The following is a 20124-nucleotide window of genomic DNA, read 5'->3' as shown; positions in this document are numbered from 1 at the left end:
AGACGAATGAGGACATGACCTATGACGATCGGAGTGGGCGGATCGAGCTTCGAGGCCGAGCTCGCCAAGTTGAAGCCGATGACGGATGGCATCGAGCCGATCGCAGTGACCGAGTTCAAGGCTCGCATCGCCAAGGCGCAGGCCCTGCTGCGCGAACAGGGTCTCCAGGCGCTCTATCTCGATACCTCCACGAGCCTTGCCTACTTCACCGGCATCCAGCTCGCCTTGTCCGAGCGCCTGCATGGTGCGGTCATCCCGGCCGAGGGCGAGATCGTCTATCTCAGCCCGACCTTCGAGGAGCCGAAGACGCGGGAATTGATGCGCTTCGGTGAGGAGGTGCGCTGCTGGGAGGAGCATGAGGACCCGACGGAGCTGGTGATCGAGACCATCCGCAGTCTGGGCTATGAGAGCGGCCAGGTCGCGCTCGATCCGCATACGCCGTTCTATATCGTCGACGGGCTGCGCAAGGCTGGCAACCGCTTCTCCTTCAGCCACGGCAATGTGATCACCGCAGCCTGCCGGCAGTTGAAGTCGGCCGCCGAGATCGCTCTGATCCAACACGCCATGGACATCACCATGGAGGTCCACCGGGCGGCGGCCCGGGCGCTGCAGGTCGGCGTCACCACCGCTCAGGTCAAGCTGTTCCTCGACCAGGCGCATCGCAAGCTCGGCATGAGCTGGACCAGCGGCGCCGCCCAGTTCGGCGAGGCGACGGCCTATCCCCATGGCGTGCCCTATGAGCAGACGCTGCAGGAGGGCGACATGGTGCTGATCGACATGGGCACCAAGGTCGGCGGCTATCGCTCCGACATCACCCGCACCTATGTCTTCGGCGAGGCCAACCCGCGCCAGCGCGAGATCTGGAACCTGGAGAAGCGGGCGCAGCTCGCGGCGTTCGATGCGGCTGTCCTGGGTGCGCCCTGCGAGGCGGTGGATGCGGCGGCGCGCGGCGTCATCGAGGCGGCGGGCTTCGGCCCGGGCTACAAGGTGCCGGGCTTGCCGCATCGCACCGGCCATGGGCTCGGCCTCGACGTGCATGAGGAATCCTTCATGGTGAAGGGCAATAAGACGCCACTCCAGGTTGGAATGTGCTTCTCCGACGAGCCGATGATCTGCATCTATGGCGAGTTCGGCGTGCGCCTCGAGGACATCATCTACATGGCCGAGGACGGGGCCCATTGGTTCACCAAGCCCGCCCATTCCGTGGACGATCCCTTCGGCTACGAAGCCTGAATGCGCGGAGATGGGTGACTGGGCCCCGGTATGGGGCTCCGGTCATCCCCTGATCGCCTAGAGCCGGATGATTTCAGATGGGGTCATCACGTGATCCCATCTGAAATCTGAATTGGTCTCTCATCTGAGAGCCCGGCGATCTGGTGGGAGGGGGCGGGCATCGTCGCCGAGGCGGAGCGTTTCCTGGCGCGTCGTAAGATAGAGCCGCCTGGACGCGTGCTCCTGCAGGCGGGCGAGTATGAGCAGGCGCTCGCGCTGTTCCAGACAGGCGCGACTGACCTGGAAAAGCGCATCAAGGGCTTCGCGGACAGCCGCATCGTCGACAATGCGCGGGCGATGGCGGAACGGCTTGCGCGCGCCGCGAACCTCCTAGCGGAATTCCAGTTCCTTCCCGGCGAGACCCATATGTCCGTGCTGCCATTCGCGCTCAATGTGGCCGTACGCTTCGTGTTCGGAGCGCCGGCTGCGTGATGACGCGCTTGTTGGATCTCGACGCGGTGACCTTTGCGATCTCCGGCGCGGCTTAAGCCGAGCCGAACTCGTCGGTACCCAGGCGTGTCCATCGGTCGCCGGCAAGGCCGCCGATCAGGGCCCTGTTGTCGCGAACCGCCTGGATGACATCCTTGTTGGCGGAACGGACCATGGTGCCCCCGGCATAGTAGAAGAATAGGCCGGGATGGGCGTAGAGATGCGGCATCATGCTCGGCTGCGCTGCGCCGTGCACGCCGATGCAGCCCATCTCCTCTGTGGTTTGCCTCAGGCAGTCTATGACGGCGCCCCAGCGCCCGTCTCGGGCGAGCACCTGCAGGACGCGCGCCACGCCGTGCTTCTCGGCATAGAAGGCATAGCAGCCGATCGGCGCATCGGAACCGTCCCGTACGACCCGGAAATTCAGCGGCCCGCTGTTGCGCCTCTGCGCCGCCTGACCCAGGAGCCAGTCGAGCTCAGGGCGAGCCCAGACCGGGCGCAGGCGAAACGCGTCGAGGAAGGTCGGTGCGATCTCGGCGAAGGCTGCGGCGTCTATGGCCTCGTCCTGCCATCGCCCGGGTGCCGAGCGTTTGCGCCGGGAGCGCAGGACCCGGCCGGCGGCGAAGTCGGCGACATGCGCCATCGGCGCCAGGATGGCCGCCGGCGTCAGCGGCCATTTCTGCTGCATCTTATGCACCAGCAGGGCGCTCGGCCGGAAAACGCAGGCCCATTCCAGGCAGTTGAGCGGCAGCAATTCGTATTTCAGCGGGCGGGAGAGGGCGAGCGAGGCGCGGTTGGCCGAGTCGGCGAAGACCAGATCGAACGGGCTCTGATTGAGGGCGCGTACCAATTGCGGGCCGACGGGCCCGGCGACATGCTCGTCTGCCGCCATCAGGGTGCTGATCACGCCGGCGCTGAGGGCCTGCCCGTCGAGGGTGTAGCTGTTCTTCAGGATGCCGAGGAAGCCGACGATGTCGCCTTGCGCATCGACCCGCACCAGCGAGCCGGCGCCGCCTTCGCTGCCGGGTCCCTCCAGATAGAGCTGGCGCATATAGCCGGCGGCCTCCTCGATCGCGCTTTGGGCTTGGGAGGCCTTCCGCTTGCGCCGGAACGTCTTGAGGAACAGGGTCGCTACCTGCTCCAGATCGCGGCTCTCCAGCGGGCGGACCAACCCGTTGGGCAGGACGCGTCCGCCCGCGGCGGACGCTACCAAGGCTGCAGGATGATCGTTGCTGTCGCCGGGAGCGGACGTCGCCCTGGCCGAGGCGGGGTGCGCCATGTCTGATGCCTGAAGGGACGTCATAGCCGAGCCTCCTTGCCCGGGAGCAGAGCTTCGAGCCTTTGCTTCGTTCGGCGCAGGGTCCGGCGGCCGGCGCGCAATTGTTCGAAGGTCCTTGGATGCGCCTGCAGCCAAGCCTTGCCGGCGTCGGCCTGGCGAAGCCCGGCGAGCAGAATCCGGCCGCGCAGCGTCAGGGCCTCGTCGATCTCGAAGAGCGGCATTTCCCGCCCGCCAATGTCCTTCTTGTAGTGCAGCGAACCGACCGACATGTCGTAGTAGTCGAGGCCCTGCTGGCTGGCCCAGATCATGGCCCGGGCGACGATCTGCAGGCCGGGCGTGCACCGGCGCCACGAGTCCTCCGCCATGGCGAGGAGAAGACCCTGCAGAGCGCCGTGATGAACGAGGACATAGCAGGTGGCGACCCATTCATCGCCGACCCGGAGTCCGAAAAGGCGGACGGGGCCGCCCTTGAGACCCTGCATCGCAGCATCGCGGTGAAAGGCGACGGCGGCCGGCTGGGTGAGAAGGTCGAAGCGCCCGAGCTTGCGGAACCGCGCCAGGCGCTGCGCCAGCAGCGCGGTGAAGATCTCCTCGACCTCCGCCGGCGTCTGCGCCTCGACGAAACGCAGCTCGCCGCGCCGCTCCAGGCGGCGGCTGGCCTTACCGAAATCACGCACGAAGGCAGGGTTGCATTTGCGCTGCAGCAAGGTCTCGGGATCGCCGTCAAGCGCGATGCCGGTCGAGACGAGCGACGAGCGGCGGGCCTGGGCAAGGTTCGCGAGGGGATTTGCAACTCCGAAGACGTGCCGCGGAATTCCCCTCACACGCAGCATATCGGCCGGCGGCAATACGGTCCGCGCCGCAGCCCATGCGGCGGCAGCCTCCTTTGCGGTCAGTGCAAGGCCCGGGGCGAGGAGCGGGGCCGCGTAATCGCAGACGCCGCAGCTCAGCCATTCGATGACCTTGTGGCTGGGCCGGCGATAGCGGATCAGCGGCAGCAGCATGGTGGGGCGCTGCGTGACGGCGTCGATCACCTCCACGATCAAAGGCTCGGCGCCGCGCCGCGGGACAAGATGACGCGCGATGGTGCTGACCCAATCGAAGCGCTGATAGGCGGTGCAGGTGCCGTCGCGCTGCATGGCCTGCCAGAGTGGCTTCACTGCTTGCAGGCTGGTGTGGAGACGCGCCAGGAAGCTCCGTGGCACGCTTCGCTCAAGCGATGGTGCCACGGGTATGAGATGGAGAGCCGGGACAAGCGAGGGCCCGGCCGCCACATTGGAAGATGCGATGATCATCGAGGCTATCCTCTCATCCGTGGGTGGGGTCCGCCTTCAGGATCCAGGAGACGTCAAGGGCGCGGCCTCGGGCTGCTGCCTGTGCGTGAAGGCGAGCGAACTGCCCTCGGACATACCGTGCAACCGTCGGCGCACGACGATCCAGGAAGCGGCGAGAACGATGATTTCCGAGATCGCAGCACCTGCCAGCGCCCAGGCCACTGGCGCCAGGAAAAGCAGGAGCGTGATGCAGGCTATGCTGATGATGGCCGCGACCGTGGTGATGAGCGCCACCGTGCGGAAGGCTGTCATCGCCTCCAGCACGATACGCGGCATCACATAGAGCATGGTCACGGAGTGAATCGCCCAGGCGAAGATGCCGATCAGATGCACGGGCGTTCCCTCGAACGCCTGGGACTTGATCATCGGCAGGAGGGTGGTCATGGCGGCCCCATAGGCGAAGCCGCCCGTGCCCATGATTGCCGCCCAGATCTTGACCTGGCGCCAGACCCTTTCGTCCTCGCTCTGTGCCAGCAGCGACGCCAGTTCCGGCTGCATCAGGTTCACTAGCGCGGTGGCGGCGACGCGCAGCGGCACAAACAGCGTCAGCACCGCGGCGATGGGGGCATAGGCGGCAGGGCCTGCGATGGCCGTCACCAGGAGGGCGATGCCCTGTCCCTGCAGATTCGTCGTGGTCACGCTCACGCCGGACCAGCTGAGTTGCCGCCAGAGCCGGGCATAGCGTCGGCGCATCTTGGGCCCGTAGCTGATACGGAACGGCCGCCGCGACAGCGCCAGCATCGCGGCAATACCGAGGGTATTGGCGACTGTCAGGGCGAAGAAGACCTCCAGCAGCAGGTCCCCTCCGGCCCATAGCGCGACCCCGGCCAGGCCGGCGCCGCTGAGCGTGAAGATGAGATCGCTGAAGCCGACGATCCTCTGGCGCCCGCGCGCGAAGAAGGTCGTGCGCAGATGGCTGCGCAGCGACCACAGGCCGATGAAGCAGCCCCCGGCGATCGCCGCACCTCGATCCGCCCAGAAACGCAGCACAAGGGCTATGGCAACCGCCATCAAGGCCGAAAGCAAGGTGGCGCCGGAGCCGAAGGTCACCTCATAGGCATCCGCCCCGGCGCGCGACTGGCTCTGCCCGATCCAGATGCTGGCGGGCATCGCTGTGAGGGAGCGGATATAGGTGAGCCCGACGCCGCCGATCACCATCACGATGGCGAAGACGCCGTAATCATGTGCCGACAGCACATGGATCAGCGCGATGCCGAGTGCGAAATGGAAGCAGCTCTGCATCGCTTCGCCGCCGATCATCAGCACCAGCCGTCTTGCGATGCGGTTCACGTCGGTCTGTGTCATGACGCGTCCATTGTCGTGTGGACGGTCTTGGCGTGGACGGTCGCGCGGATGGCGGAGCCTCCATCCGGTTGGAACAGCTTGGCGCCGGCTACGGCTCCGATCGCGGCCATCGCCGCCCTCTCGCTGAAAAGCGCCTCATAGCGAGCGCGGCCGGCGGCTGCGAATCCACGCCAGGCCATGGGATCCTCGATGATGGTGCGCAGCCTGGCTGACAAGGCGGCTGCGTCGCCGGGCGGCACCAGCCAGCCGCTGCGCCCGTCCCGCACGACCTCGGTCAAGCCGCCAATGGCGGAGACCACGGGCGGGCGGCCGAACGCCATCGCCTCGATCGCGACGCGCCCGAGCGATTCCGGCCGGCGTGACGGCACCGCGACGATATCCGCCCAGCGATAGAGCGAGGATGGGTCGGAGACGAAAGGCTCGACGCTGACCTGTCCCGTCAATCCCATCGCCGCGACCAGCGCCGGCAAGGCGCGCTCGCGCTCTTCGCTTTCGAAGGCGCTGCCGACCAGCCGTAATTCGATCCGCGTGCGTAACTCGGGGGGCAGTGCGGCGACGGCTTCCAGCAGGACCTCCTGCCCCTTGATCCGGCTGATGCGGCCCAGCATCAGCACGCGCAGCGGCCGGACGCCGTCATAGGTCACGGGTTCCGGCGCGGCGGGGCCGGTCACGCCGTTGTAGATCACATGGGTCCGCGTGCTGGGGTGGAGCGAGAAGGCCGCGCGTGTCGCCTGGGAGTTGAAGATGATTTCGGCCCGGCTCCAGCGCGCCAATGCGCGCAGGATCGTCCGCGCCGCTCCTTCCGGAATCTCGTGGATGTGCAGCAGCGCCTTGTTCGGGAAGAAATGCGCGGCAAGCGTGTAGTCCGTGACCACGGATGTGTTGATGTAGACGAGATCGTTCTCCCGCAGACGCCGGGCTGCGCGCATGAGCGCGCGTGGCAGCCGGGCAAGTCCGCTGGTCGCCAGACGCAGCAGGGCCTGGCGCCGCAGCACCCAGATCGGCTCGAAACTCACGCGGGAGGCCTTGCCTTCCAGCAAGCTCAGGATCGGCCCCGGGCGCGGAAGCACCACCTCGATATCGGCGAGTGGGTAGGCGGCGCGAAGCGCGGCGACGCTTTCCGCGAAGCTGCGATCGGAGCCGTACAGCTCATAGCCCTGGTGAACGCAAGCAATACGCATCGGAAGAACCGCTCTCCACTCCCATAACGGTACGAAAGCCATCGCCTGCGCCGGTCCCGGCAAGATCTGTGCCCGGCATCTGCTTTGCGCCGGACAGGTCACATTGGCCTGAATTGTTTCGATTCCGAACACTCTCGCGCGAAGAATGGGGTGACTATGCAAAACGTGAAGCGCTCTATTCTCATTTTGGGAACGCGAGGCCTGCCGGCGTCTCATGGCGGGTTCGAGACCTTTGCGCAGCATCTGGCCTTGTTCCTCGCGGCGCGCGGCTGGCATGTCGGGGTCTATTGCCAGGACGATGTGCCGGCCGTGACGCAGCGCTTGCGCAGCGAGACATGGCGGCACATCGAGCTCATCCATGTACAGGTCGCTTCAGTGGGGCCCCGCGCGACCCTGGAGTTCGACTGGCATTGCGTGCGCGACGCGGCCAGGCGCGACAGCGTCGCCCTGGTCCTGGGCTATAACGGTGCGGCCTTCTTGCCCTATCTGAGGTTGTGGCGGCGCAAGGTCATCACGAACATGGACGGCATCGAATGGCGCCGCCCGAAATGGAGCCCGCCGATCAGGGCCTGGTTCTGGGTCAATGAGTGGATCGCCGCGTGGTCGTCGCAGCGCCTCATAGCGGACCATCCCATCATCGCGGACCATCTGGCGACCCGCAGGCCGCGTAGCGCGATCGCCATGATCCCCTATGGCGGGGTGCCCGTGGGGTCCGCGCCGGACGCGCCCGTGCGGGCGATGGGGTTGGAACCTGGCCGCTATCTGATCTCTATCGCCCGGATCGAACCCGACAACAATATAGCGCCGATGGTCGCGGCATTCTCGCGCTGCCCCCGCGATACGAAGCTCGTGATTCTCGGCCAGCTCAACGAGGACAACGCCTATCACCGGCAGGTCCGCGAGGCGGCGGGCGAGGATGTGATCTTCCCGGGTGCGATCTATGATCCCGCCATTGTCCAGGCGCTGCGCTTCCATGCCCGCGCCTATGTCCATGGCCATACGGTGGGGGGGACCAATCCCTCGCTGGTCGAGGCGCTATGGGCGGGCAATGCCGTCATCGCTCATGACAATCCCTATAACCGCTGGACCGCCGGAGCGGCGGGCGTCTTCTTCTCCGATGGCGACAGCTGCGAGGCTGCGATGGCGCTGATCCTGAAGGACGATGCGCTGGCGAAGCGCTGCCGCGCCGAAGCGAGGGCTCGCGCCAGCGCGTTCTTCAACTGGGACGATATCCTCCAGGCCTATGAGCGCGAGGCCCTGGCGCTTCTCGGGGACCCTGCCGCCGCGGCAAAGCCGCTGCGATCGCCTTTGGAGGGAGTTCGGTCATGAGCGGGATGTCACGGCGCGGCATGATGGGCGGCGCCGTGGCGCTGGCCGGTCTTGCCGCCTGCATGGGTGTCGGCGCCGCGCCGGTCACGCCCGTGCTGAAGCGGGGCATCAACACCTGGCCGTGGTTTTCGCTGACGCGGGAATACCCGGCTCCGCGCACCGACTACGCTTGGCCGCCCTTTCAAGAGCAGCGGCCGGTGCCGACGCCGACGGACCTCGCCCGCCTGCGACGGGCAGGGCTGGACTTCCTGCGCATCCCCATCGATCCCGGGCCTTTCCTGGCTGGAACGGAACAGGAGAAGGCGATCCTGTTCGACGTGGCCGGCGCCGCGATCAACGACGCGCTGACCGCCGATCTGTCGGTGGTGGTCAACCTTCATGCCAATGGCGCCACCCATTACTGGAACCCGGAGCGGTTGCTCGGCAGCACGATGGCGCCGGCCTTTCCCGCCTATCGCGCCCTTGTGGGCGAGATCGCCGGGCGCCTGGGGCGCCTCAATTCGAGCCGCGTTGTTTTCGAGCCGGTCAACGAGCCTGGCGGAGAATGTTCCTCGACTGCGTGGCGCGATGTCCAGATGGACTTGCTGACCACGGCGCGGACGGCGGCTCCGAATCTGCCTTTGATCGCGACCGGCGGCTGCGGCAGCATGGTCAGCGGCCTCGTCGCCCTCGACCCGGCGCCGCTGCAGGCGCTGGGGCCGCTCTTCTTCACTTTTCATTTCTACGAGCCCTATCTGTTCAGCCATCAGGGCGCGCTCTGGATGCGCGAGCCGGTCTATCGCGCGCTCAATTCCGTGCCATGGCCCGCCTCGGCCGGCAGTCTCGAGCAGACACTGTCTGCCGTGCGGGTGCGGATGGATCAGGACACGGTCACCTCGGCCGCGGATAAGCGGGCGGCTTATGAGGAGACGCAGCGGGTCCTGAAAGTCTATTTCAATGCGCAGCCGGACCGGCTCTTCATCGACCGCTATCTCGGCATGGTGCAGGCCTGGGGACAACGCAACGGCATCGAGAGCGCGCGTATCCTGATGGGCGAGTTCGGCGCGCTGCGCAGCGATGCACGCTATGTCGCGGCGGCGGCTCCCGATCGCGCTCGCTATGTCGAGGATGTGCGCCGCAGTGCCGAGGCTTTCGGCTTTCCCTGGGCGTTCTGGAATCTCTTCGACGGCATGGGCATGATCGACGACACCACCCGGGCCTTCGATCCGGCGATCACCGAGGCCCTGGGGCTGGTGATGCCGCGCGATTGAGCGGGCGCGCGGCGGCGGGTCCGCGGCGCCGGTACATGCACAGGATGATGATGCTGAACTTGGCCAGCACCGTCGTCTTGGCCGCGATGGTCTCGGCCGTGTTGAGCAGGATGAGCCAGCCGATCATCGGCAGCCAGGTGCCGGGTTCGCAACCGCGCGTCAGCTCGTACATGAAGAGACCGAAGACGAAGGTCATGACCAGCGTCAGGAAGGCGCCCTGATAGAGCGTCATGCGGATGATCGGGTTCTCGATACCCCATTCCAGACCGTTGATGCGGCGCAGGCTCTCGATCAACTGCAGGTCCGGACCGACGATGATGTCTTCCAGCGAGAGGTATCTGAACAGCTCGAACATCTGGACGCGGGCATTGGCGCTGCCGCCATCCGAGGCGAAGCGGCTGAGCAGCGCGTCGAAAAAGCCGCCCGAGGCCAGGAAGCCGACGACGACGGGAACCAGCGCCAGCAGCAGGACGCCGACGGCGGCACCCAGAAGCGGCACCCGGCCCATCCGCAATGTCTTCAAGACCGCGGCCGCCGCATAGGCGCCGCCGAGCACGGTCGCCACCACCATGGCGGACCGGCCTCCGAAGGCGACCAGGGCGGCCGATTGCAGACCGATCATCATCAACCGCAACCCACTGGGCAGCCTGCGCGCGCCGCTCAAGAGCGCCAGCAGATAGCAGGCCGTGACGGTGGCGTTCGCCAGCGGGTGTCCCTGCAAGGCGGTGGAGCGGGTATCCGTCGGGAACACCGCACCATCGAAGCGGTACGGGAAGATCAAGGTCTTGGTGGCGAATTCGCCCAGCGCCATCAGCGCGTTGGCGGCCATCACGATATGCAGGATCGTCTCGATGCGCGCCATCAGGCGCTCATCGGCGTCAGCCAGCAGCAGGGCAAACAGCGCCGGTCCGAGAAAGGCATCGATGGCCCCGGCCATGCCGGGGCCCTTGCGCATGATGATGATGATGAGCAAGGCGGTGGCGGCGAAGGCCATCAGCACCGCGGCGGGGCGCCGATTGGCGACATGCACGCAATAGCCGACAGGATTGCCGAATGTCAGCGCCCGCCAGATGAACAGGGCTGCCGCCATGTATGTGAAGGGGTGGATCTTGGTGACGGGACTGCCGGTCAGCCCGTCGTAATTGTAGCCGAGCAGCCAGAGCAAACCGCCTGATACGCCAAACAGCACGACGACGGAGGCAGTCAGGCCGAATGCGCTCAGCCAATCGACCGCGGCCCGACTGCGCGCGGGGTAGGCCTGGAAGCCGGAGTCGGCGGCGCCCGCCCCGCGCATCTCAAGCCTGCGCCAACGGGTCGACCAGCAGGACAGCCGTAATGGCGCGTCCCATGATCGCCACGGCCTGCGTGGTCGCGGTGACGTTGCGTTGTGGGGTGACGGTGAGCTGGGCGACGAGCACCAGCTCGTCGACGGCGGCCACGAGCGGGGCGGCTTTCAGATTCTCGGCCGCGGCGCCGCCGTCAAGGACGACGAGATCGAAGTTCTGCCGGGCCTGCGCCAGCATCCGCCTGGCGAAGGCGCTTCCGATGCTTTCCTGGAAAACCGCTTGGTGACGCCCCTTGCCCATCAGCGCGATGCTGATGCCGACGCTGGCGTGCACCACTGCGTCGAGCGGGCATTCCCCGCGCAGCACTTCGAGCAGGCCGGGCCGGGGGCTTTGCTGGTTGCGGGCGACATTCGCGTCGATCAGCAGCACGCGCTCGCCCCGCATCGCGGCGGCGGCGGCCAGGAGCCGGCTGACCCTGACGCGTTCGGCGTCGTCCTCCGTGCTCGATGTCAGCAGGACGCTGCGAACCGCATTCTGTGCCCGCGCGGGCGAGGCAACATCGAAGAGCCGGCGCAGCGCCAGGCCGATGACGGCCTCGGTCCGCGCACTGTTCCCCTCTGCCGGAAGGCCGTCATCCTGGGTGTCCGGCTCCTTCTTCCTGAGCCGCTGGAACAAGGATTGGCGGCGCGCGAGGCGCTTGTCCGCGGGCACGATGCCGATGACGGGCGCGCCGGTGACCGACTGGATCTGCCCGCTCGACAGCACGGTCGGCGAAACGTATTCGGCCACGAGCGCGATGCCGGCGCCGAGGCCCAGCCCTCCGAAGAAGGCCCCGGCGAGCAGCAGGGCAAGCGGCGGCCAGCTCCGCTGCTGCGCTCGCAAGGCTCGCGTGATGACGCGGGCATTCGTGCTGTCGACATTCGCCTGTTCGTGGGTCTCCCGAGCGCGCTGGAGGTAATTGGCGTAGACGGAGCGGACGGCTTCGAGGTCGCGCTGGAGCTCACGCAGGCGTACCGAGGCCTGGTCGGTCGACAAGGACTGGCTCTTCAGGCTGTCGAGCTTGGTCGAGAGCGCGCGCTCATTGGCTACCGCCCTGTCGTAATCGGCGCGGGCGGCCTTCGCCACCCGGTCCAGTTCGGCGCTGATCAATTGGCGGATGTTGCGCAGTTGATCCCGCACGGTGGCGATGGCGGGGTGGCGCGGGCCGAGCTGGGATTCCAGGCTCGTGGCGCGTTCCACCAATACGCCTTCCTGCTCGCGCAGCTTGGACACGACGGTGGATTGCATCGCCTCCGCAGTGGCGTCGGCGGCGCCGCCGGCCTTGCGTTGCTGGGCGATCTGGTCGATCTGCGCCTTGAGCGCGGCCGCGCGGTTCTGCGCGTTCGAGAGTTGATTGCTGAGATCCGTGAGCTGCTGCTCACTGACGAGCCGGCCGGTCGCCATCACCATGTTGTTTGCGGCTTTGTATTGCTCGACCGCGTTCTCGGCCTCTTCCACGCGCTTGCGCTGCTCGGCGAGGCCGGCGCTCAAGGAATCCGAGGCGTCGCGGGCGGCCTTGGCGCGCGCATTAGCCTGGTCGGCCAGATAGGCGTCGGCGATGGCGTTGGCGAGGCGCGCAGCCTTGTCGGGGCTCTTGGCCGTGACGACGACATCGATGACCAGAACCTTGTCGGCGCGCTTGACGGCGAGGCGGCGACGCAGGGCGTTCAAGGTCTTGGCTGATGTATCGCTCAGGGCCTGATCAGGCGAGGGGCTGCTGAACAGATTGTCGAAGAAGTCGGTCACGCGGTTTATCAGGCCGCTGCCGTTGAACTCCGAGTCATTGGTCAGGTCCGTCGCCGCGATGGCTCGCAGCAGCACGCCGCCGGACTGGACGACGCTGACCTGGCTTTCCACCTGTGTGACGCCCCCGTCCGGTGACACGGAGCTTGGATTCACATCATTGCTGACGACCTGCCTGTCGCGCGGATCGACCAGGATCTGGGCGGTCGCAGTGTAGAGCGAGGGCGTGAGCAGGCCGTAAAGCAGCGCCCCGATCGTCAAAAGCGCGGCGGCCCCAAGAATGAGCAATCTCCGATGCCACAGGATACGCCATAGATCCGCAACCTCTACTGTTCCGTCACCCAGCTGGGCGGGTGCGATGACAGAACGTAAGTCCGCCGTTGGATACTGCTGAGCCGTGGTTGGAACCAAGCTGGGCATTTCTCATTCTCAAGCATGCAACATGGCGCCGCTGAAGCGGCACGGCGGTTGTGCAAGATGACTGCCACGGATCTGCTTAAAAATTACTTTTCCATGCCTGAGCGCTCAGCCGATCCAGGCATGAGCCTTGCCTTTCCACATGAAGATGAGCGACGATCGTCCGGTTGTCGTTGAGGGATATGGAAGTATCTTTTCGCGTGCGGGTTTGAGTTCTTGAGCTGAATGTACGCGGAAAAGCTTCATCTTCGCATGAAGAGGTCGACGATATGCGTGTAAAAGTCCGCTTGGATGGCCACCGTCTCCGTCGCTGGCACGTTCTTCTGCTCGAACGCCTGGCCAGCCGGCCAGGTCTGGAGGTGGAGGTTGATCCCGTATTGGGACAGATCGCCCCTCCTCCCAGCATCGAGAGCCTGTTCCAACTTGAAACATTGATCCATGGCCTGTCGCGGTCCGGGCCGGCCCAGCTGGTGCCTCATTCCGCCCTGGCGCCGTTCTCGCGGCTGACGTCGGCCCCGGCCGACCTGACGCTGGACCTGTGCGGCGACGAGCATGCGGGCAAGGGCCGGGTCTGGCGACTGATCTTCGATGGAGTGGCGGGGGAGATGGCGTTGCTCGCGCTGATCCTCGACGGGCGCACCCCGTTGGCCGAGGTCGTCGAAGGCAATGTGGTCGTTGCCGCCGGCCGCCTCGGAACCGAATATGGCGGCATCGCAGTCGCCTCGTTCGAGGATATCCTCGCGCGCGTCTCCACCTTGATCGTGGCCGCGCTGGCGGGCGCTGCGAGCCCGGCCCTGCCGCTCCTGCCGCCGGGTGCACGGCCTTCGCAGACACTGTTCAGGCTGTCCTCTGCGCGCCTGCCGACCCTGGCCGCCGAGCAGGTGGCGCGCAAGGTCGCGCGCAAGCTCTACCATCTCTGCTACAACGCGCCGCATTGGCGCATTGGCTGGCGAAGGCTCGAAGGCGCGGGCGACCTGATCGACCTGCGCCGTCATCCCGATGAGGGCTGGCATGATCTGCCCGATGACGGCAGGCGCTTCTATGCCGATCCGTTCCCGATCGTGCGGGAGGGAAGGGTCACGCTCTTCGTCGAGGATTACGAGCATCGGCTCGGCAAGGGCGTCATCTCCGCTGTTGCCTTCGGGCCGGACGGTCCGATCGGCCGCCCGGAGCCGGTCCTGGAGCAGCCGGGGCATCTGTCATACCCGTTCGTGTTCGAGCGCGAGGGGCAGTACTGGATGGTGCCTGAGAGCTACACCGCCGGAACGGTGGATCTTTACCGCGCCACGGCGTTTCCCGGTGGCTGGGTTAAGGAGGCGACCCTGCTCTCGGGGATAGCGGCCAGCGACGCCACGCTCGTCGAGCATGGCGGATGCTGGTGGCTGTTCGCCACGGTGCGCGAGGGCGGGGGCGCCTTTTCGGATGCGCTGCACCTCTGGTCGGCGCCCGATTTCCGCGGTCCCTGGACGCCGCATCCGCGCAACCCGGTGCTGATCGACATCGCCTCGGCCCGTCCGGCGGGCCGCATGGTGCAGCGCGACGGCATCTTGCTGCGGCCTGTGCAGGATTGCCGGGGCGGTTACGGCGCCGCGCTCGGTATCGCGCGCGTCCTGCGCCTCGATGCCGAGGCGTTCGAGCAGACGGTCGAGACCATCCTGACGCCAGGTCCGCAATGGCAGGGCCGCCGGCTCCACACGCTCAACAGCGCCGGCGGGCTGGAATTCATCGATGGATCGGCGCTCTCGCCGCGCTGGGTGAAGGGGGCGGCCGCCTGAGCGTGCGGCCGGGGGAGCCCCCGCCTGAGCTGTCCCATCGATGTGGCGGTGAAGCGTGGGCTCCGGAGCCGGTGTCTGCGTGGCGCGGTCGCGTCTCAGGGGATCGCGGAGGCGGCAGGCAGGGTGCTGCGCCGCGCGAGCAGCTTGTCGATCCGCTTGCCGTCCATATCGACGATCTCGAAGCGCCAGCCCTCATAGTCGAAATGCTCGCCGGCCTCCGGAAGCCGGCCGAGCTGGAACAGGGCGAACCCGGCGATGGTATGAAAATCGCCCTCCACCGATCCAGGCCGGAAGCCGAGACGGGCGAAGGCGTCGTGCGCCAGCATCGCGCCGTCGAGCAGCAGCGAGCCGTCCTCCCGCTCGACGATGTCCGGCCCTTCGCCTTCCGCATCCGACAGGTCGCCGGCGATGGCCTCGAGCAGGTCCGTCTGGGTGACGATCCCCTCCAGGCTGCCATATTCGTCGATGACGATGGCGAGGCGGACCGGGGCTTTCTTGAACTGGTCGAGCACGCGGAAAATCGACACGCTTTCGTGAACGATCACGGGCTCGCGGATGACAGCCATCGGGTCGAGCGCCTTGCCGTCGAGCACCTGGTCGAGCAGGTCCTTCTTCAGGATCATGCCCAGGGGTTCGTCGACATCGCCGCGCCCGACCAGGAGCTGCTCGTGGCGGCAGGTGCGGATGGTGCGCAGAATCTCGGCCGGGCTCTCATTGGCGTCGATCCACTCGATGTCGCGGCGCGGCGTCATGATGTCGCCGATGCGGCGGTCGCCGATATTGAGGACGCGTTCGACGACCTCCTGCTGCGTCTGCTGGAGGATGCCGGCTTCCTGGCTGGCCTGGATCAGGAGCTTGAGCTCCTCGGGCGAATGCAGCGCATCCTCGCCCGTACCTGGCTGCAGGCCGCATAGCCGCAGCAGGAGACTGCCGAGGCCGTTGAGCGCGATGATCGCCGGCCGGAGCAGGAACAGGAACAAGCCGAGGGGGCGCACGACCCAGAGCGCAGTACCTTCGCTGCGCTGGAGGGCAAGGCTCTTGGGGGCGAGTTCGCCCAGCACGATATGCAGCGTGGTGATGATGATGAAGGAGATCGCGACCGCGATCGCATGGGAGGTGGCCGTCGCCAGGGATCCGGGCAGCGCGTTCAGCAGAGGCATGATCAGATGGGCGAGCGCCGGTTCGCCGATCCAGCCGAGCGCCAGGGACGAAATCGTGATGCCGAGCTGGGTGGCCGCGAGATTGGCGTCGAGGTTGTCGACGGCCCGCTTCAGGGCGCTGGCGTTGGTCCTGCCGGCATTGACCAGTTCGGTCACGCGGCTGCGGCGGACGGCGACGAGGGAAAATTCCGCTGCGACAAAAAAGCCGTTCGCGGCAACGAGAACAAGTACGGCGAGTATCCCGATCAGATCGGGCATACTGCCATCGGAACTAGACATGGTCTCCTTTTGGGCGGCAGTCCGCCACGGACTATTGCTGGAGTTTCCCGTATAGCACGGCTTTGCCCGATGCATGTGACCACTTATGCGGCAATCGAGCTGGGGCGATGCTTCGCCCGAGCCCGATGGCTCTTGGCACGGAGCGATTATTATTCGGATACGCCTGGAAGGCTGTCGCAAGACGTTGGGAACGCTGCCATTTTCAGCCTGACAGCCGATCCGGGTTTCAGGCGGCCGCAGCGCGCCAGGCTAGCATCGGCGCCTTCGGACAACGCTGCATTGAGGGACATCCTCGTTGTGAGTGTATAGGAGACAGCACGTTCTGGATGGAGAGCCTTGGCGATGGCGGGTGCATGTTCGGCTGGTATCGATACCGGGTTCGCCGCGTTGAATTTCGGGCAGATGGTCGTTCTGGGCCTCGTGCAGGGCGTCAGCGAATTGCTGCCGATCTCCTCGACGGCGCATATGCGCGTTGTCCCGGCCGTGCTGGGCTGGCCTGATCCGGGATCGGCCTTCTCGGCGCTGATGCAATTGGCGGCGCTTGCCGCCGTGGTGACCTATTTCCGGCGCGACGTCAGCGAGATTGCGACCGGGTCCTGGCTCGCGCTGAGGCGTCGCGAGACCGGCGGGCCGCACTTCGGGCTGGCGGTTGGCATCGTGCTGGCGACGATCCCAATCGTCGTCGCGGGCGTGCTGCTCGCGCCGCTGCTCAATGCCTGCGGCTCGCCCCTGCGCTCACTCTGGGTGATCGGCGCCAGTTCGATCGTGATGGCGCTGCTCCTGGCCCTGGCCGAATGGCTGGCCCGTCATGACCGCAGCGTCGAGCAGGCCAGGCTTCGGGATTTCCTCCTGGTTGGCCTCGCCCAGGTCGGTGCGCTGATCCCCGGCGTGTCCCGCTCGGGATCGACGCTGACCGCGGCGCTGGGGCTGGGCTTCAAACGCGCTGAAGCCGCGCGCCTGTCCTTCCTGATCGGCCTGCCGGCGATCGCGCTGGCGGGGCTCAAGGAGGCGGTCGAGCTCGCCAGGGCCGGCATCGACGCTCATGCCGTGGCTCTGCTGCTGGTGGGCCTCGTCGCCGGTTCGCTGGCGTCATTTGCCGCGGTCTGGGGGCTGATGCGCTTTCTGGAACGCATGTCGAGCTGGCCGTTCGTCCTCTATCGCGGCTGCATGGGCATCCTGCTCCTCGTCGGAGTCGCTGCGGGCTGGCTGCATTAGCGGTTGAGGCGAAGGCTCGCTCCTCAGTCCAAGACCCGTCAGCCCAAGACCCGTCAGCCCAAGATCTCTCAGCCCAAGATCTCTCAGCCCAAGAGCGCCTTCGCATAGGTCTGGCCGGAATTGGCGATATGCGCGGTCATCAGGCTGGTGAAGCCGGCGAAGTCGCCGGCCTGGAAGAAGCCGAGGATGGCGCGGTGCTCCTCGAAGGAGAGTGGCGTTTGGACGTCGATTGGCGAACTCAGATTGGTTCGCAGCGCCGCGACGCGCCCGGCCACGAGCCGGTAGGATTCCTGCAGATAGCGATTGCCGCAATGGTTGAAGAAGGCCTCGTGCAGGGCCGTGTCGGCACGGCCATAGGCGACGTTGTCCTTGGCCTTCAGCGCCTGTTCCATCCCGGCGATCGCCGTCTCGATCTCGGTGACGACACTGTTGCGGTCGCGGTGATAGGCGAGCTCGGCCGCCTTGGGCTCGAGGATGATCCGGAACTGGCAGATCGTAGCGATGTCCTCGGCATCGGGGCTGAAGACGAAGCTGCCGACCTGCGGCTTGATCACCACCAGCCCCTGCAACTGAAGCTGGTTGAGCGCCTCGCGCACTGGGGTCCGGCTGACGCCGAAGGACTGCGCCAGCATTTCCTCGGCAATGAAGGCACCGAGCGGGAGCTCACCTTCGATGATCGCCTGGCGAAGGCGCAGGATGACCTTCTGCGCCAGGGATTTCGGCGAATCGAGCTTGAAGGACTTCACGAGCCGTCTTCCTGCCTGGGGCCAGAGCCGTTTCCGATCCCATTGAATCGTTCAACAGCTCCGGCCCTTTACTTTAACGCGTTTTCTTCACGCGAACCGGTGTCCACTTCGCTCGAAAACGCTCGGCTCTCATCCAAGAGCGAGAGCAGGATCAATGTGAAAAACCGGTTCCCACGTTTTCGCATCCTGCTCTGAGCTGATCTCCGCGCGGAAGCCCTATTCCTTCACCGCACCAGTCATGCTCGACACGTAGTAGTCGACAAAGAAGGAATAGAAAATCGCGACCGGGATGGAGCCGAACAGCGCCCCGGCCATCAGCGCTCCCCATTGGTAGTCGTCGCCCTGGACGAGCTGGGTCAGGACCGCGACGGGCACCGTCTTCTTCTCCGAGGACTGGATGAAGGCGAGCGCGTAGATGAATTCGTTCCAGGACAGTGTGAAGGCGAAGATGCCGGCCGAGATCAGGCCGGGAATCGCCAGCGGCAAGGTGACCTTGCGCAGGATCTGCAGGCGCGTGGCGCCGTCGATCATGGCGCATTCCTCAAGCTCATAGGGGATCGACTTGAAGTAGCCGATCAGGAGCCAAGTACAGAACGGCACCAGGAAGGTCGGGTAGGTCAAGATCAGCGCGAAAGGCGTGTCGTAGAGGCCGAGCTGGAAGACCACTGTCGCCAGCGGGATGAACAGGATCGAGGGCGGCACCAGATAGGCCAGGTAGATACCGAGCCCGACCCATTCCGAGCCCTTGAAGCGCAGCCGCTGGATCGCATAGGCGGCGAGCACGCTGGCAAACAGCGACAGCGCCGTCGCAGCGACAGCGACCCCCATCGTCGTCATCAGCCACTGCGGATAATCGGTGTCGAAGAGCAGCTTCTTGACGTTCTGCAGCGTCGGCGAATGGATGAGGAAGGGGTTGTAGGTCTTGTAGTCGAACAGCTCCTCGTTGGGTTTGAAGGTCGTCAGCGTCATCCAGTAGAACGGGAACAGCAGCACGACGATGAACAGCGCCAGCGGGAGCTGCAGCGTCATCAGGCGGCGCAGGCTCGAATCCCAGGAGATCGCGCCGCTGCGTTCGGTGTCGGAGGTCTGGGCCATGTCAGTTCTTGTCCGATCCTTGCTGCCAGGTCTGGCGTGACAGGCCGAGATAGCTCAGCAGCGTCGCCGCGATCAGGAACGGGATCATCGCGACCCCGATCGCGGCCCCTTCGCCAAGTTGGCCGCCGGGGATGCCGCGCTGGAATGCCAACGTCGCCATCAGATGCGTCGCGTTGTTCGGGCCACCGCGCGTGATCGCATAAACGAGCTGGAAATCCGAGAAGGTGAACAGGACGGAGAAGGTCAGCACCACCGCCAGAACCGGCATCAGCAGCGGCACGGTGACATGGCGGAAGCGTTGCCAGGATGTCGCCCCGTCGAGCATCGCCGCCTCATAGAGTGAGGGCGAGATCGTCTGCAGCCCGGCCAGGAGGCTGATGGCGACGAAGGGGATGCCGCGCCAGATATTGGCTGCGATCAGCGAGAAGCGTGCCGCCCAGGGCGTGCCCAGGAAGTCGATATTGCTCTCACGCAGCCCCAGAACGTCTTTGGCCGTGTAGGAGATGATCGAGAACTGCGGATCGTAGATCCACCAGAACGCCATTGCCGAGAGCACGGTCGGCACGATCCAGGGTATCAGCACGATCGCCCGAATCAGCGATTTGAAGCGGACATTGTCGTTGAGCAGCAGCGCGAGCCAGAGGCCGAGCACGAATTTCCCGGCCGTCGCCACCAGCGTGTAGAACAGCGTATTCGTGACCGAGAGCCAGAAGATCCGGTCGCTGAACAGCGAGACGAAGTTCTCCAGCCCGATGAACTGTCCGGAACGCCCGATCTTGGCGTCGGTGAAAGCGAGCCAGAAGCCCAGCCCGAGCGGATAGGTCAGGAAGACCAGGAGCAGGCCCAAAGCCGGCGTCAGGCAGATCACGATCAGGAAGGGCTTCCAGTCGAACAGCCTGACCAGCCAGTTGTCACCAGCTGGCCGGGCCGCATATGCGGGCGAAGTCAACGTCATCGGGCGCCTCGGGCAACGAAGGAATGGCCCCGCGG

The 20124-nt window shown here is 66.0% G+C and carries 16 protein-coding genes; 6 read left to right on the top strand and 10 right to left on the bottom strand.

The features are described from left to right. The first annotated feature begins 21 nt into the window (after positions 1–21). Together BMZ97_RS10875 and BMZ97_RS10870 are read left to right on the top strand one after the other, a co-directional pair. Entirely contained in the window at positions 22–1233 is a 1212-nt protein-coding gene (locus BMZ97_RS10875) for a M24 family metallopeptidase (protein WP_092168351.1), read from the top strand. A 216-nt stretch (positions 1234–1449) separates the two neighbouring features. After that, positions 1450–1704 carry a hypothetical protein gene (locus BMZ97_RS10870; protein ID WP_092168348.1) on the top strand — a complete coding sequence of 85 codons (255 nt, stop codon included), beginning with the start codon at positions 1450–1452 and terminating at the stop codon, positions 1702–1704. A 52-nt stretch (positions 1705–1756) separates the two neighbouring features. Here BMZ97_RS10870 and BMZ97_RS10865 read toward each other — a convergent pair whose 3' ends face one another. Genes BMZ97_RS10865 through BMZ97_RS10850 form a run of 4 tightly spaced genes read right to left on the bottom strand, consistent with a single transcriptional unit; the run spans position 1757 to position 6800 of the window. Next, positions 1757–3004, bottom strand: a complete 1248-nt coding sequence (locus BMZ97_RS10865) for a hypothetical protein (RefSeq protein ID WP_139221195.1) — start codon at positions 3002–3004, stop codon at positions 1757–1759. Further along, positions 3001–4275 (bottom strand): GNAT family N-acetyltransferase, encoded by a 1275-nt coding sequence (locus tag BMZ97_RS10860; protein ID WP_092168339.1) that lies wholly within the window; start codon positions 4273–4275, stop codon positions 3001–3003. Before BMZ97_RS10860 ends, BMZ97_RS10865 begins: the two co-directional genes overlap by 4 nt. Before the next feature lie 36 nt (positions 4276–4311). Beyond that, positions 4312–5619 (bottom strand): MATE family efflux transporter, encoded by a 1308-nt coding sequence (locus BMZ97_RS10855; RefSeq protein ID WP_092168336.1) that lies wholly within the window; start codon positions 5617–5619, stop codon positions 4312–4314. Further along, positions 5616–6800: a glycosyltransferase gene (locus BMZ97_RS10850; protein WP_092168333.1), complete on the bottom strand. Its 1185-nt coding sequence runs from the start codon at positions 6798–6800 to the stop codon at positions 5616–5618. Before BMZ97_RS10850 ends, BMZ97_RS10855 begins: the two co-directional genes overlap by 4 nt. 156 nt (positions 6801–6956) lie before the next feature. Here BMZ97_RS10850 and BMZ97_RS10845 point away from each other — a divergent pair, with 156 nt between their 5' ends. Then, positions 6957–8129, top strand: coding sequence for a DUF1972 domain-containing protein (locus tag BMZ97_RS10845; RefSeq protein ID WP_092168330.1), 1173 nt, complete (start codon positions 6957–6959; stop codon positions 8127–8129). Further along, positions 8126–9379 (top strand): glycoside hydrolase family 5 protein, encoded by a 1254-nt coding sequence (locus BMZ97_RS10840; RefSeq protein WP_092168327.1) that lies wholly within the window; start codon positions 8126–8128, stop codon positions 9377–9379. The genes BMZ97_RS10845 and BMZ97_RS10840 overlap by 4 nt, the downstream gene beginning before the upstream one ends. On the opposite strand, the gene BMZ97_RS10835 is transcribed toward BMZ97_RS10840, so the two are convergent. Further along, positions 9342–10673 carry a VpsF family polysaccharide biosynthesis protein gene (locus BMZ97_RS10835; protein WP_175525506.1) on the bottom strand — a complete coding sequence of 444 codons (1332 nt, stop codon included), beginning with the start codon at positions 10671–10673 and terminating at the stop codon, positions 9342–9344. The two genes, BMZ97_RS10840 and BMZ97_RS10835, sit on opposite strands and share 38 nt — an antisense overlap. Before the next feature lies 1 nt (position 10674). Beyond that, positions 10675–12867: a GumC family protein gene (locus BMZ97_RS10830; protein ID WP_092168324.1), complete on the bottom strand. Its 2193-nt coding sequence runs from the start codon at positions 12865–12867 to the stop codon at positions 10675–10677. A 467-nt stretch (positions 12868–13334) separates the two neighbouring features. On the opposite strand from BMZ97_RS10830, the gene BMZ97_RS10825 reads away from it, so the two are divergent. Next, the gene (locus tag BMZ97_RS10825) at positions 13335–14639 is read left to right on the top strand and encodes a glucosamine inositolphosphorylceramide transferase family protein (protein ID WP_348272107.1); all 1305 of its coding nucleotides are present in this window, start codon (positions 13335–13337) and stop codon (positions 14637–14639) included. Between the two features lie 95 nt (positions 14640–14734). Here the strand turns inward: BMZ97_RS10825 and BMZ97_RS10820 are convergent, their stop codons facing one another. Next, positions 14735–16078 (bottom strand): hemolysin family protein, encoded by a 1344-nt coding sequence (locus BMZ97_RS10820; protein ID WP_092168318.1) that lies wholly within the window; start codon positions 16076–16078, stop codon positions 14735–14737. A gap of 342 nt (positions 16079–16420) precedes the next feature. Here BMZ97_RS10820 and BMZ97_RS10815 point away from each other — a divergent pair, with 342 nt between their 5' ends. Continuing rightward, entirely contained in the window at positions 16421–17293 is an 873-nt protein-coding gene (locus tag BMZ97_RS10815) for an undecaprenyl-diphosphate phosphatase (RefSeq protein WP_092168315.1), read from the top strand. An 83-nt stretch (positions 17294–17376) separates the two neighbouring features. On the opposite strand, the gene BMZ97_RS10810 is transcribed toward BMZ97_RS10815, so the two are convergent. The 3 genes from BMZ97_RS10810 to BMZ97_RS10800 form a co-directional block, all read right to left on the bottom strand. Beyond that, on the bottom strand, positions 17377–18039 hold the full coding sequence (locus BMZ97_RS10810; RefSeq protein WP_092168312.1) for a GntR family transcriptional regulator: 663 nt from the start codon (positions 18037–18039) through the stop codon (positions 17377–17379). A gap of 216 nt (positions 18040–18255) precedes the next feature. Then, the gene (locus BMZ97_RS10805) at positions 18256–19134 is read right to left on the bottom strand and encodes a carbohydrate ABC transporter permease (RefSeq protein ID WP_092168309.1); all 879 of its coding nucleotides are present in this window, start codon (positions 19132–19134) and stop codon (positions 18256–18258) included. Between the two features lies 1 nt (position 19135). Beyond that, entirely contained in the window at positions 19136–20089 is a 954-nt protein-coding gene (locus BMZ97_RS10800) for a carbohydrate ABC transporter permease (protein WP_092168306.1), read from the bottom strand. Positions 20090–20124: the final 35 nt, after the last annotated feature.

Source organism: Allobosea sp. OK403 (genome assembly GCF_900113835.1).
In the GTDB taxonomy this organism is placed as follows: domain Bacteria; phylum Pseudomonadota; class Alphaproteobacteria; order Rhizobiales; family Beijerinckiaceae; genus Allobosea.
Note: the sequence above shows the minus strand (reverse complement) of the source record. Positions and strands in the feature narration are given on the sequence as shown.

Bases quoted from the DNA above. Each gene is read 5' to 3' on its own strand.
- BMZ97_RS10830 (WP_092168324.1), bottom strand. From the start codon at position 12,867: ATGCCCAGCTTGGTTCCAACCACGGCTCAGCAGTATCCAACGGCGGAC.
- BMZ97_RS10860 (WP_092168339.1), bottom strand. From the start codon at position 4,275: ATGATCATCGCATCTTCCAATGTGGCGGCCGGGCCCTCGCTTGTCCCG.
- BMZ97_RS10800 (WP_092168306.1), bottom strand. From the start codon at position 20,089: ATGACGTTGACTTCGCCCGCATATGCGGCCCGGCCAGCTGGTGACAAC.
- BMZ97_RS10835 (WP_175525506.1), bottom strand. From the start codon at position 10,673: ATGCGCGGGGCGGGCGCCGCCGACTCCGGCTTCCAGGCCTACCCCGCG.
- BMZ97_RS10840 (WP_092168327.1), top strand. From the start codon at position 8,126: ATGAGCGGGATGTCACGGCGCGGCATGATGGGCGGCGCCGTGGCGCTG.
- BMZ97_RS10875 (WP_092168351.1), top strand. From the start codon at position 22: ATGACGATCGGAGTGGGCGGATCGAGCTTCGAGGCCGAGCTCGCCAAG.
- BMZ97_RS10820 (WP_092168318.1), bottom strand. From the start codon at position 16,078: ATGTCTAGTTCCGATGGCAGTATGCCCGATCTGATCGGGATACTCGCC.
- BMZ97_RS10855 (WP_092168336.1), bottom strand. From the start codon at position 5,619: ATGACACAGACCGACGTGAACCGCATCGCAAGACGGCTGGTGCTGATG.
- BMZ97_RS10805 (WP_092168309.1), bottom strand. From the start codon at position 19,134: ATGGCCCAGACCTCCGACACCGAACGCAGCGGCGCGATCTCCTGGGAT.
- BMZ97_RS10845 (WP_092168330.1), top strand. From the start codon at position 6,957: ATGCAAAACGTGAAGCGCTCTATTCTCATTTTGGGAACGCGAGGCCTG.
- BMZ97_RS10850 (WP_092168333.1), bottom strand. From the start codon at position 6,800: ATGCGTATTGCTTGCGTTCACCAGGGCTATGAGCTGTACGGCTCCGAT.
- BMZ97_RS10865 (WP_139221195.1), bottom strand. From the start codon at position 3,004: ATGACGTCCCTTCAGGCATCAGACATGGCGCACCCCGCCTCGGCCAGG.
- BMZ97_RS10815 (WP_092168315.1), top strand. From the start codon at position 16,421: ATGGCGGGTGCATGTTCGGCTGGTATCGATACCGGGTTCGCCGCGTTG.